At 42.0% G+C, this 13,968-nt stretch carries 6 protein-coding genes and 4 pseudogenes; 5 read left to right on the top strand and 5 right to left on the bottom strand.

Annotation, left to right across the window (positions count from 1 at the left end):
* Positions 1 to 87: 87 nt before the first annotated feature.
* From ptsP to NI468_RS15170, 3 genes and pseudogenes are all read left to right on the top strand, one after another.
* Positions 88 to 1,956, top strand: a pseudogene (ptsP, locus tag NI468_RS15160) (phosphoenolpyruvate--protein phosphotransferase); the annotation flags it as partial.
* 6 nt (positions 1,957 to 1,962) lie between these two features.
* On the top strand, positions 1,963 to 2,895 hold the full coding sequence (pfkB, locus tag NI468_RS15165) for a 1-phosphofructokinase (protein ID WP_004733120.1): 933 nt from the start codon (positions 1,963 to 1,965) through the stop codon (positions 2,893 to 2,895).
* Between the two features lie 4 nt (positions 2,896 to 2,899).
* On the top strand, positions 2,900 to 4,582 hold the full coding sequence (locus NI468_RS15170) for a fructose-specific PTS transporter subunit EIIC (RefSeq protein WP_004733119.1): 1,683 nt from the start codon (positions 2,900 to 2,902) through the stop codon (positions 4,580 to 4,582).
* A gap of 29 nt (positions 4,583 to 4,611) precedes the next feature.
* Here the strand turns inward: NI468_RS15170 and NI468_RS15175 are convergent.
* Positions 4,612 to 4,848: pseudogene (locus NI468_RS15175) on the bottom strand (hypothetical protein); the annotation flags it as partial.
* Between the two features lie 247 nt (positions 4,849 to 5,095).
* Here NI468_RS15175 and NI468_RS15180 point away from each other — a divergent pair.
* The gene (locus tag NI468_RS15180) at positions 5,096 to 8,443 is read left to right on the top strand and encodes a DEAD/DEAH box helicase (RefSeq protein ID WP_005093800.1); all 3,348 of its coding nucleotides are present in this window, start codon (positions 5,096 to 5,098) and stop codon (positions 8,441 to 8,443) included.
* An 18-nt stretch (positions 8,444 to 8,461) separates the two neighbouring features.
* On the opposite strand, the gene NI468_RS15185 is transcribed toward NI468_RS15180, so the two are convergent.
* The 4 genes and pseudogenes from NI468_RS15185 to NI468_RS15200 form a co-directional block, all read right to left on the bottom strand.
* Positions 8,462 to 9,751: a type II toxin-antitoxin system HipA family toxin gene (locus NI468_RS15185; protein WP_004282132.1), complete on the bottom strand. Its 1,290-nt coding sequence runs from the start codon at positions 9,749 to 9,751 to the stop codon at positions 8,462 to 8,464.
* Complete coding sequence (locus NI468_RS15190; protein WP_004282130.1) at positions 9,748 to 10,056, bottom strand: helix-turn-helix transcriptional regulator; 309 nt, start codon at positions 10,054 to 10,056, stop codon at positions 9,748 to 9,750. The genes NI468_RS15185 and NI468_RS15190 overlap by 4 nt, the downstream gene beginning before the upstream one ends.
* Positions 10,057 to 10,198: 142 nt before the next feature.
* Positions 10,199 to 10,513 (bottom strand): annotated as a pseudogene (locus NI468_RS15195) (transposase); the annotation flags it as partial.
* Positions 10,514 to 10,645: 132 nt separating this feature from the next.
* A pseudogene (locus tag NI468_RS15200) lies at positions 10,646 to 10,841 on the bottom strand (IS3 family transposase); the annotation flags it as partial.
* A 227-nt stretch (positions 10,842 to 11,068) separates the two neighbouring features.
* Here NI468_RS15200 and NI468_RS15205 point away from each other — a divergent pair.
* Positions 11,069 to 13,735 (top strand): excinuclease ABC subunit UvrA, encoded by a 2,667-nt coding sequence (locus NI468_RS15205; protein ID WP_100358294.1) that lies wholly within the window; start codon positions 11,069 to 11,071, stop codon positions 13,733 to 13,735.
* The last annotated feature ends 233 nt before the right edge of the window (positions 13,736 to 13,968 follow it).

Raw genomic sequence — 13,968 nt, forward strand, 5'->3', positions numbered from 1 at the left:
ACGTGCCATTGAAAAAATATAGAAATCAAAAGAGCTTAAAGGAGGATTTTAAGTATTTAAAACCAATTTTTCAAATGAGGACACGCCCTAGCCATGGGATGCCGTCGTGGTCAAACTCTGACTTTTATTGCACAACCTGATACCGATGCTGTAGCAGGCTTAGAACAGATTATTGATGCAGTTCAACAGGGCTTAGGAGAAGAGGTTGAAGCTGTTGACCTTGTATCTCATCAGCATAGCAGTAGTGACCCAGTCGTAAATACTTTGGAATTAATGCCTTTTGAATCACATGGCGATACGGGTAGCTGCGGTATTGCTGCATCAACTGGCCTTGCTTTTGGTCCTGCACATGTGGTGAAGCCACGTGAATTTAGTTATGAACGTCGCGGACAGAGCTTTAAAGCTGAGAATGAAAAGCTTGAAATTGCGCTTCATCAGGTGAAAAATAGCTTACGTCAATTCATTGCACATACTGAATCTACTGCCATTAAACAGATATTCATGGCACATTTGGAAATGCTGGATGATCCAGACCTCCTCCAAAGTGTACAACGCGGTTTAAAACAAGGGTTGTCTGCTGCTGCAGCTTGGCATGATCATATTGAAGTAGCTGCTACCGCACAGGCTGCACTTAGCGATCGTTTACTGGCAGAGCGTGCGGCTGATTTAAGGGATATTGGTGAGCGTGTTTTGGCTGCTTTGTGTGGTGTGGCCGATGTCACAGAACCCGAGCAACCTTATATTTTAATTATGCATGATGTTGGTCCGAGTGATGTAGCGCGTCTGAATAAAGATCGTGTTGCAGGCATTTTGACCGCGGTTGGTGGAGCGAGTGCCCATAGCGCCATTGTGGCACGTGCTCTGGCTATTCCAGCAGTCGTAGGTGCAGGTGTAGCTGTTTTAAATATTGAGAACCATGCCACCGTGCTAATTAATGGGGATACTGGGGAGTATGTGGTCTCACCCGAGCAAAATCAGATTGATCATGCCATTGCAGAGCGCCAACGCCAGCGTGAGTTGCGAGAACAAGCGGAACAGCATTGTTTAGAACCTGCCATCACACTGGATCAACATCAAGTTGAAATCGCAGCCAATATTGGCAAAGTGGGCGCTACGATACAGGCTGTGGCCGATGGGGCAGAAGCAATTGGTTTGCTACGCACAGAATTGGTCTTTATGTCACACAGCAGTGCGCCTGATGAGGCTACACAGGAAGCCGATTATCGGGTGGTGTTAGATGCTTTGGCAGGTCGTCCATTGGTGGTACGTACACTTGATGTGGGCGGGGACAAACCTTTGCCGTATTTGCCTATTGAAAAGGAAGAAAATCCATTCTTGGGCTTACGTGGTATTCGTCTGACTTTACGTAAGCCAGAGTTGTTACGTCAGCAATTGGTTGCTTTACTTAAAGCAGCGGATAATCGCCCATTAAGAATTATGTTTCCGATGATTGGGCGGGTTGAAGAATGGCGAGCAGCAAAAGCAATTTTGGATGAGGTTCGCATACAGCATCCATGTGAAAACTTACAAGTCGGTATTATGATTGAGGTTCCTGCGGCAGCATTGTTGGCTCCAATTCTTGCTCAAGAAGTTGATTTTTTTAGTATTGGAACCAATGACTTGACTCAATATACTCTGGCGATTGACCGTGGTCATCCACTGTTGTCTGCTGAAGCTGATGGCTTACATCCGAGTATTTTGCTATTGATTGATCAAACTGTTCGGGCAGCACATCAGCATGGTAAATGGGTGGGCATTTGTGGTGAATTGGCTGCTGATCCAAAAGCTGTGCCTGTATTGATAGGCTTGGGCGTGGATGAGTTGAGTATGTCGAGTACCAGTATTCCATTGGTGAAGGCGCAAATTCGTGGTTTGAACTATATAAATTGCAAACAGGTCGCACAGCAAGCCTTAAGTTGTGACAGTGCGTCTGCCGTACGTGCATTGGTGGAGTAATTACGAATGGCTAAGATATTAAGCATTACTCTGAATCCTGCAATTGACCTCACCGTGCAATTGGATCAACTAAAAGTTGGCGAGGTCAATCGTCAGTTAACGGCCCAAAGCCATGCAGCAGGTAAAGGCTTAAACGTGGCACAGGTCCTTAAGGATTTGGGACATGAACTGATTGTGAGTGGCTTTTTGGGGCATGAAAACCGTCAAATTTTTGACCATCATATCCAGCAAGAGCAATTTGATAACCAATTTATTTATGTTGCAGGTGAAACACGACAAAACATTAAAGTTGCAGAAGCTTCTGGTCAGATGACTGACATCAATGGCAAGGGCTTTTTTGTAGATACCTCAGCAAAACAACAACTATGTGAACGTTTATCTCAACTGATTTTAGAGGTTGATGTGATTGTGATTGCTGGCAGTTTGCCACAAGGGTTTTCTGCAGAAGAGCTTTCGACACTGATTTTATGGTTACAGTCTGCGGGTAAAAAAGTCGCAGTAGATACCAGTGGTGTTGCGTTGAAAGCAGCAATTGCTGCCCATCCTTGGTTGATTAAGCCTAATACAGATGAGTTGACGGAAACTTACCATTTGCCAGCAGAAACGTTTGCAGAACAGCAGCATCTTTTTGCCAGTTTAAATAGTCAGATCGAACATATTGTGGTCTCGATGGGTGAAAACGGGGTGAACTGGCTTCACCGCACGCACCCCCTGCATGCTACTGCACCGAAGGTCACCGTCCAAAGTACTGTGGGTGCGGGAGATTCTTTGCTGGCAGGTATGATTCATGGGTTGTTGAGTTCAACTTCCCCAGAAGAAACATTGAAAACAGCAACCGCAATTGCGAGCAATGCTGTGACCCAAATTGGGTTTGCCCTTCCAGACTTTGCTGTTATTGAAGATTTGAAATCGCAAATCTCAGTCCAATCATTGAGTTAATACGATGCCAGAGATAAAACATATTTTATTTGTGCCACATAGTCCCGAGCAGCCGATTAATGCAGTGATTTTGTCCAAAAAACTGTCCAAAGCAGCGACAGCACTTGGTATTTCCAATCATGTGGCGACATCAGTCGAGCATCTCGATTTATCAAATGTTATTGATACGGTTGTTTTTGTAGGACAGAAGTCGGCAGAAGCGGATCAACTGCGTGACAAGGTTGTGAAAGTCATTGGTTTGAATAACGCACAACACGATGCGATCATGCTTTTGCAACAAGTTCTTGAGCATTCAGATGCTTTAGATGAAACTATTGCAGCCAATGTAGGGGTTACACGGTTTGTCGCCATTACAGCATGTCCAACTGGTGTTGCGCATACGTTTATGGCGGCCGAAGCCTTACAACAAGGTGCAGTAAAGTACGGTTATCAGATTGATGTTGAAACCCAAGGATCGGTTGGGGCTAAAAATGTTTTATCGGCAGAAAGTATTGCCAAAGCAGATGTCGTGATCTTAGCAACGGATATTGAGGTCAATACAGATCGCTTTGTAGGCAAACGTGTATATCGCTGCAGTACAGGATTTGCTCTTAAGCAAACGGATAAGACTTTTGCAAATGCAATTGCTGAAGCCAAAGTGCTTGAAACGGGTAAGCAAACAGCCACTAAGACAGAAAATGAAAACAAAGAAAAAACTGGAATTTATAAACACCTTTTAACAGGGGTGTCTTTCATGCTGCCGATGGTGGTGGCGGGCGGTTTGATCATTGCCATCTCGTTTATGTTTGGCCTCAACCCTGTTGAAGGAAGCTTTGCCGCATCCTTAAAGCAAATAGGTGCTGCAGCATTTACTCTTATGGTACCTATGCTGGCAGGTTACATTGCTTATTCTATTGCGGATCGTCCGGGTTTAACTCCAGGTTTGATTGGCGGTTTACTTGCAACACAATTAGAGGCAGGCTTTCTCGGTGGATTAGTTGCAGGTTTTATTGCAGGTTATATTGCGTTATTTTTATCGAAACAGCTTAAACTCCCAAGTAGCCTAGAAGCATTAAAACCAATTTTGATTATTCCACTATTAGCGAGTTTAGCTGTTGGTTTAATCATGATTTATGTGGTTGGACAGCCTGTTGCACAATTGTTTGAATTACTCACACACTTCCTTGCCAATATGGGGACGACCAATGCCATGATCATGGGGATTATCCTTGGGAGTATGATGTGTATTGATGTTGGGGGGCCAATAAATAAAGCGGCTTATGCCTTTACGGTGGGCTTACTTACGTCACAAACATACGGACCGATGGCGATTACCATGGCTGCGGGTATGGTACCGCCATTGGGTATGGCAATTGCAACTTTTCTGGCAAAGCATAAATTTGCCAAACCTGAGCAAGATGCAGGGAAGGCTGCTGTAGTTCTGGGCCTATGTTTCATTTCGGAAGGGGCTATTCCGTTTGCTGCCAAAGACCCGATTCGAGTGCTTCCATGCGCGATCGCAGGTGGTGCTGTAACTGGGGCTTTGGTTGCATTATTTAAATGTGAACTAGTCACTCCTCATGGCGGTGTAATGGTACTGATCATTCCGAATGCGATGAATTATCCATTAAAATATTTATTGGCGATTGCGATTGGAAGTGTGGTGACTGGTGTAGCTTATGCCGTGATAAAACAACGGTTAGAGTAAGCCCTTCATAGAAGCTTTGTGAAGGCTATTTAGTGCAATAAATGAATATTATGCTCAATCCTATTTTGGATCAGTTGGAGAGTCTCTGCTTGAATTTGTCCAGGTAATAGGTCATGAGCGATATTGCTGAATCGGATTGCAACCTTACAAATCGAGCCAATAATTTCATCGACTTCTTGGACACAAAGTTCCGCTTCCTGAGTACCAAGTTTCACAAGAGCTTGTCGAGGAATATTCAGTGCCTCACCCATGATATCCATTTGATGTGCAGGAAAGTTCTAAACCTTTACTGATCGCTTCTGCACTGTATTCAAAGGCGATTAATGGCCGACCTGTGATTGCGGTTGAGGAGACCAATGTACCCCAAAGCCAATATTCACCCCATCCATTGTAGTAAACATTAAGTTTTTGAGCATGGATTTATTTCCTTTTGATACGTTGGCGAGCACTACTGTTCTGAAATGACAGCTTTGTCCGTTATAATTGTATAAACATTTTTGGTTTCTGGTAATTATGTCCTCATTGATCAATTTTCTATCTCGCTTTAGTACTGCAACTCTTCAGCGCAGTCTGAGCTATGCTAAACACATTGATAGAGAAACAATTGAGTTCTTTGAAGAAAATGATGATGTCACGATGTATGCTCAAATTGAAGGGACAGATTATTACGATACCGCGATTACCTATAATCTTAAAAAAGACCGTTTAATCGATGACGACTGCACTTGTCCGGTTGGATATAACTGTAAACATGCTGCTGCTTTAGCGCGATTATTCTTTCAAGAATATCGTCAGGAATTTCAACAGCGTTATGCTGAATCTCAATCCTCGCAGGGAATCGCAAAACGCCAACGGGGGGATGATCAGGCGCAGCGCTGGTTGAATGATTTTAAACGGTATTTACAACAGACTGAACCAGAGCAATCTGTCAAAACAAACAATTATTTAATTTACCTGCTAGATCAGTCTGTCAGCTTAAAGAAATTGACAGTTGATGTTCAGAAGGCCAGACGCAATAAAAACGGCTCAATTGCGGGGGAAAGTTATTATACCCAATATGAAAATATCACCAGAAAGCATCTGACTTTACCTGAACAAAAACGACAATTATTTAACCAGATTTATTATTATGCCAAAATAAACAGTGACGAACGCTTTTATCAAAGCAATCTTGATATCTCCAGAATTTTATTGGAACATTTCAAATCTTTTATTCAAAGTGGCGATGTGTACTGGCAAAAAAAGAGCCATACTGCACTTCAATGGTCAGAACAAGGCTATCACATCGAACTGATCTGGCAACAAGGTGTAAACAAACAGACAGAGCATTTAAACATTGAATTGGTCAATGGTGATATTCGACTCGATTTGAAATCAAATCCACATATTCAGATTCTCGCGAGCCATCCCCCATGTTATGTGGATATTCAACAGAACACGGTGGGCCAGTTATATGGTGAATATACGGCAAATCTTCTGTACCATTTTTTACAGATGCCTGATCTTCCATCTATGCTCTTGCCAGAGTTTGAGAAACTGACTCATCAATATTCAGACGTGAAAAATCTGCCTCAGCCCGAGTCTATTCAGCATATTGATGTCCTTGAGGGAAGTCCCCAGCCAATTTTACGCTTCGGTGTTTTAGATAAATTTGATTGGAAATGGGAAGAGTCTGTTTGTGCCGAAATTGAATTCTCCTATGTAGGCGGACGAATAAAAGCAGGTACATCAGGTGACAGTTTTATTGGTGAGCAGCATGGCAAAATGGTGCGACAGCTTCGGGACTTAGTTCAGGAACAACAGTCAATCCAGCGTTTACAGCTATTGGTCGAATCACTGAAGTGGGTGAAAGATCTTAATTATTACCAGCAATTAAAACTGGATAAACAACGTCTTGATTCTATGGTTTTTGCGTTCTATGGAGACTGGATCAAACAGCTGATGCCCATCAATCAAATTGAATTGATTGGATGGCAGATAGAGCATCTGGAACACAGCCCATTTAAGCTGCAATATGTTGAAAATTTAAATATTTCCATCACTGAATCTGAAAGCCAACAAGACTGGTTCAATATCGGGGCGACCGTTCAGGACAGTGCAGGCAATAGCTATGATTTACTCGATGCACTTGTGGCTTTGGTGAAAGAACAGCCTGATTTACTTGATCCACGGATTTTTGGTCATCTGAATGACAGTCAAATTTTCACCCTGAAAACTGCAGCGGATCAACCAGATTTGGCTTTATCCGCAAAGGACATTAAGCCGGTATTGTTGCATCTGCAGAGCATTTTACAGCAAGAAGAGCGTAGCATAGATCGCTATGATGCGAGTCAACTATTAGAATTACAGCATCATCTGGGGATGGTGTGGCAGGTCAGTAATCGCCTGCAGCAATTTGCGCAGAAATTCAAACAAGGCTATCAGCAACAACTGCCGACACCACAAGGTTTTCAGGGGGAATTACGTCCATACCAGCAGCAGGGCCTAGGCTGGTTACAGTTTTTAAGGGAAACCCAGCATGGCGGGATTCTGGCGGATGATATGGGTTTGGGTAAAACAGCACAAACTTTAGCCCACTTACTCATGGAAAAGCAGGCTGGTCATTTGCAGGACAGACCCGCCTTAATTGTTGCACCCACATCGCTGATGCATAACTGGTTCAAAGAAGCGGAAAAATTTACCCCTGAGCTCAAGGTACTGCTGCTACAAGGCCCCGACCGCCATCAGTATTTTGAGCAGATTTCACACTATGACATTGTGTTAACCACCTACCCGCTCTTGGCGAGAGATGAAGAGCAACTGAAGCAATATGAATATCATCAACTCATTCTGGATGAAGCGCAGAATATTAAAAATCCGCGTGCCAAAGCTGCACAGGTAGTACGGCAATTAACAGCGCGACATCGTCTATGTCTAACTGGTACACCTATGGAAAATCATTTGGGTGAGCTGTGGGCACTATTTTATTTTCTAATGCCAGGATTTTTATATTCACAAGAAATCTTTAATAAAAAGTACCGCTATCCTATTGAAAAACGCGGCGATCAGCAGTTAAGGCAAAAGTTGGTAAACCGCATTAAACCCTTTATTTTACGTCGCTTGAAAACTGACGTTGCCAAGGAATTGCCTGAAAAAACCACGATTGAAGTCAATATTGACATGAATGAGCAGCAATCCAAGCTATATGAGGCTGTTCGCGCCACGATGCAGGCAAATATTCAGAAAATTGTGGCAGAAAAAGGCTTTAAGCGTAGTCAAATCCAAATTTTAGATGCCTTGCTGAAGCTGCGTCAGGTCTGTTGTCATCCTAGCTTGCTGAAACTGGATTCAGTTAAAACCGGGCAGGCGTATTCTGCCAAACTTGAACAGTTGATGGATATGGTTGTTCCAATGGTGGAAGAGGGACGAAAAATTCTTATTTTCTCTCAGTTTACCTCAATGTTGGAACTGATTGAACAACAGCTCTATCACGCAGAAATTGGCTATGTGAAGCTGACTGGAAAGACCAAAAAGCGAGATGAAGTCATTACAGCATTTCAGTCTGGACAAGTGCCGGTATTTTTAATCAGTCTGAAAGCAGGAGGGGTCGGTCTGAATCTAACTGCCGCAGATACGGTCATTCACTATGATCCATGGTGGAACCCTGCTGCTGAAGATCAAGCTTCAGATCGTGCATGGCGGATTGGACAGGACAAGCCGGTATTTGTGTATAAGCTGATTACCAATAAAAGCATAGAAGAAAAAATTATTGCCTTGCAGCAGAATAAAGCAGAACTGGCACAGTCTATTCTAAGCACAGATCATGAGGGAGAAGCGAAACTGACGGAAAATGATGTGATGAAATTGTTTGAGAAATTTTAGCTTGGTTACAGGTTTCCTCTAATCATCTGTAAGTATCTGAAAGTCTGGATGCAATTTTTTCCAATGTTCTCTTAATTTTTCTTTATGAACAGAAATCATAGGTAAGTCTAGTAATAGCGCTGGCCATACTGACCGTGCTTTGTCCATAATGGCGTGAAGTTGTTTTTCAATAACACGCCATGGAACACCGACTTTTTCAGCCCATTGTTCAAAGTGTTTCATCTCAGCTAAATACCAATCTTTATTTTTGGCAAGATTCAATGCGAAATGAAGCTCATTTTCAATATATACACTAGTCATCAATATATCGTATGCGGGAGATAATCTTGGTGTTCTTTTGTCCTGATAAATCATACTCCAGTTTTTTAAGTGTGCATCTCCATTGGCGAGCAAAATGTTGACAAGTAAGCGGCTGGCAAATTGCTGAATATCAAGAATTTTGTTATCTGAAAATTGATAAATGATCTTTCCTATCTGCTCATAATTTGTGGTGCTGTATTTCTGCTGTGGATATGCACCGAAGATCTGAGCAAAGTCTTCGATGTGAATAAGCTCTGTAGTATCAGCAGTACTCTGTCTATCAAATCTTTTGATTGCAAAAGCATATTGCTCTTGGGGTAAATTTAATGGTGGAAGGTTTTGTAAGAGTGCCATATCCACCAAGCGAATCTCAGGGACATCTATTCCGACCATTTTGGCAAGGCTCATCATAGAATATTCATTTAGCGGAACAAAAGCATGTCTGGAAGAAGGAGTTTTGATAATCCAGTCCCCGAGTAGAGACGATTCCGTTGCCTGGACTAGTGTAAAACGCCCATCTTTGGCTTTCATGGAAAACTTCATTTGGACGCCGGCCAAGGAAAACTTATTATCTGTTCGAATCTCTTGCTTTAAGATCTGATCTGGATTAGAGATCTGCAGTTTGAATTTTATTTCATCTGGAATTTCTTCTGGATCTAATGGAGTCGCAATGAGTGCTCCAGGTAAATCATGACCTAAAGCTGCCAATAACTGAAATTCATTGTCTATATGTACTTTGAGGCTTTGTGCAATCAGTTCGCGTAATGCACCTTCTGGTAGCAAGTTTGATAGCAAGGGATGTAAACGCTGATGTGTAACATAGGTCTTTTCTAAAATTTTATCCACTTGAGGATACAAGGGGGAAGTCAGCAGGCTCAAGGTCGGGCGTTGCTGATCAGAGCGGAAAGAATCTGTAAAAACCAGAATATTTTTTCCGCTCTGAAATCCTGCCAAGTATCCAACGATACCGTGATGTAATGTTAATTTCAGGACGGCAACAGTATTCATGGTTCCTCTCCTCCGAGAAGACCCTTCCATGGGTTAGTCATTAAGTCATCCTGATCTTCAATAGTGACTTTAATTTCATCATTCAATAATTGTCTGATCAAATGAACCTTATCATCAGGGATGAGCATCAGTTGAGCATTTAATCCTGCCGCTATAATTTCTAAGGTCTCTAATCGAGGGTTGCCCTGACTTTCCAGTTTTTGGTACTGCTGTCTTGAAATGCCTGTACGGGATTGCATATCAACTTGCTTTAAGCCCAATTGGGTTCGTCTTTTTTTGATTTGCTGAAGTAAAGACTTATTCATTGTAGATGCATTTATTGCTTTTAGGTTCTGTAAGAAACATATTAGTTTCTTTTTTTTTGAAAAGCAATTTATGACTTTATCATTTCGATCGGCTTTGTTGCACAAAGATTTGAAATGCAAAGCGCCCCTAATTGAGCCAAATTTAAGGCGTAACTTGGGTAAGTGGTCGACCTAATTCCGTAAATCTGTTAAGGACTGCTACACGTGCATGGATCTCATTCACTTGGCTATCAAAACTCCTTGCACTGATTTTATCTCCTAATAATTTGATGCAATGCATCTTAGTTTCAACCAAACTTCGCCGATGATAGCCTGACCATTTTTTCCATAGTGTCCTGCCTAAACGCTTAACTGTTCGAAGTAATTCATTTCGCTCTAGCGAGCTACTCTTTGTATCTTTCCATGGTTTCGCATTTTTTCTAGGTGGAATCACCGCATGCCCTTGCCGATCTGCAATGAACCGTACCGGGTTTGTCGGAGACTTTTATTTAAGTTAGGCCACCTGACCTAACGGGTTAATCTTATAATCGTACATTGCTTCAAGCTCAAAAGACGACACATAACTCAGCGCATCAAGCACCATATCTGTATTCTTACCACGCCATACACCTTGTATTTCAAGATTTTGCATCAATCGAGAACTGTATAGCGCGCAATAACATAACTTCTCGTTGCAGTTGTTGCCAGACTTTACGAACGCCATACCGGCCCGAACTTTCTTTCCAAATTCGTTTGATTTGCTTAGCATGATGAAAATCATGTAGATCTCGTTTTGCTCGATGTTCCCTTGCGAAGCGATGCGCTTCTCATCGCAGGAAAGTTGGTCTCCGACAAACCCGGTACGGTTCAGGTCATTTATTTAGCAACTTCAAATGCTGCTAAAAAATGGACCATGCCAACTCAAAATTGGCGTTTAGCAATGAATTGGTTTACGATTTAGTTCGATGATCGATTAAAAGATCATTTATAAAAAATGAGACTCACACAAAATAATTTACAGGCTCGTAGAAACATGAAAATACATTCTTTTGGTGAACACAATAACATTACTTTATCTAATAATTGTATTGAAGTTCGAGGTGCACGTGAGCATAACCTTAAGGATGTAGATGTTTCTATCCCAAGAAATGCACTTGTTGTTTTCTCAGGTGTATCGGGTTCAGGAAAATCATCACTTGCTTTTGGAACTATTTTTGCTGAAGCACAAAGAAGATATTTCGAATCTGTTGCACCTTATGCAAGACGCTTAATAGATCAGGCCGGAGTACCAGATGTTGATGCTATTGATGGTCTACCACCAGCAGTAGCATTGCAACAACAACGTGGTGTAAGTAATACCCGTTCTTCTGTTGGAAGTGTAACAACTTTATCAAGTCTCGTGCGAATGATTTATTCGCGTGCTGGTGCATATCCTGCCGATCAGCCAATGTTATATGCCGAGGACTTTTCACCGAACACTCCTCAAGGTGCTTGTCCTACCTGTCATGGTTTAGGTCACATTTATGAAGTTACAGAATCGACAATGGTTCCTGACCCAACACTCAGTATTCGTGAGAGAGCTATCGCATCATGGCCACCTGCTTGGCACGGGCAAAACTTACGCGATATCCTAGTAACCCTAGGGTATGATGTTGATCGACCATGGAAAGATTTACCGCAATCGGATAGAGACTGGATTTTATTTACTGAAGAAACCCCAACAGTTCCTGTCTATGCTGGTTTAAGCCCCGCTGAGACTCAATCTGCACTTAAACGTAAACTAGAACCCAGCTATATGGGCACTTTCACTGGTGCTCGTCGCTATGTCCTTCATACTTTTGCTAATACCCAAAGTACGTTGATGAAAAAACGTGTTTCACGTTTTATGGAAGGAAAAATATGCCCTTCCTGTCATGGTAAACGCCTTAAACCAGAAGCCTTATCTATTACCTTTGCTGGAGTAGATATTGGTGAGTTTATGCAACTTTCTTTGGATAAGTTAACTTGCCTGCTTGAGCCCATTGTTCTAGGCAATTTCGACGCTCATGATGCTGGAGAAAAGACTAATAATAAAGTAACCCGACTTGATAGATCTGAACGAGCAACAACAGGTAGAGCAGTGCATTCTGTATCTCCAGATGTAAGACGTACGTCAGCACTTTCAGATGAAAAGAAAATTGCTGCGCAGCGTTTAGCAAATGGTGTGGTGGGGCGTTTAAATCAATTACGCCAGTTAGGTCTTGGTTATCTAACATTAGATAGAGCCACACCGACTCTTTCAGCGGGAGAGTTACAACGTTTGCGTTTAGCAACACAATTAAGTTCTATGCTATTTGGTGTAGTTTATGTACTGGATGAACCGTCTGCTGGATTACATCCTTCAGATAGTCAGTCATTATATGATTCTCTCGATAAATTAAGAGACGCTGGAAACTCCGTATTTGTTGTAGAGCATGATTTAGAGCTCATGCGTCGTGCTCAATGGTTAGTGGATGTTGGACCAGATGCAGGAGAGCAAGGTGGTAATATTTTATATAGTGGAGTACCTCAGGGTTTAAGTGAGATTTCAGCTTCACGTACTGCAAGTTATTTATTTAATAAAATCCCAGTTACTCAAAGTTATGGACGTACACCCTCTGGTTGGCTTGAACTTAACAATATTTACCGACATAACCTGCATAATATTGATGCTCGTATACCTCTTGGTGTACTTACAGCAGTTACAGGTATTTCAGGTTCAGGTAAATCTAGTCTCGTTTCTCAAGCTTTACCCGAGTTAGTACTTTCATATTTAGGCAATGAATCTGAAACTGAAAACAATAATGAAAATAATCCTTTAAATGAAGGAATGTTGGTTACCGAGGTTACACAGGGTTCTCTGGCTGGTGATGTGGAGGCTATACAGCGTCTGGTACAGGTTGATCAAAAACCAATTGGCCGTACTCCACGTTCTAATCTGGCAACTTATACGGGTTTATTTGATCATGTTAGAAAGTTATTTGCTGGGACTCCTGAAGCTCGCCAAGCTCATTATGATGCTGGACGTTTTTCGTTTAATGTGGCTAAAGGGCGATGTGAAACTTGTGAAGGTGAAGGCTTTGTCAGTGTAGAATTATTGTTTATGCCAAGTGTATATGCCCCTTGTCCGACATGTCATGGTGCTCGATATAATGATGACACTCTGAAAATTCGCTGGAATGGACGTAATATTGCTGAAGTATTAGGAATGACCGTCAATGAAGCACGTGATTTTTTTGATGGAGAGGTCTCGATTGCTCGTTCACTACAATTATTAAAGGAAATTGGCCTTGGTTATTTACGTTTAGGGCAACCAGCGACTGAACTATCTGGTGGAGAAGCGCAACGTATTAAATTGGCGACCGAGCTGCAACGCAATCAGCGTGGAAATACACTGTATATACTTGATGAGCCAACTACAGGTTTGCATCCATCAGATGTAGATCGATTGTTAGTTCAATTGCAGCGATTAGTCGATGCGGGTAATACCGTGGTTATGATTGAGCATGATATGCGTGCCGTTGCACAAGCAGATTGGGTGATTGATGTGGGACCAGGTGCTGGAAATGCTGGTGGGAATATTGTTGTGGCAGGAACACCAAAACAAATAACAGAAAATCAAGATAGCCGTACTGCTCCATATTTAGTTAATGAGTTAGTGAGTCGTGATACTAAACATTGATATTGCGAGTGGGTAGAATAAAACCTTAAATTAAAAGCCTGTAAAATCAATCAGATATTTTTTGTTTTAGGTGGTGTGTGAGCATGAAATCTAAAATTTTTTTCAACTAAGGGCTTTGTTGCACAAACCTATCTGTAAAGGGTTTTTCAGCGATATAATTTTCAAATGAAGAAGCCTACACACAAAATCTACCGCACAACCAATTGGCCCGCATATAACCGAGCACTCATGAG

The organism is Acinetobacter lwoffii, assembly GCF_024129355.1.
Lineage (GTDB): Bacteria > Pseudomonadota > Gammaproteobacteria > Pseudomonadales > Moraxellaceae > Acinetobacter > Acinetobacter lwoffii_I.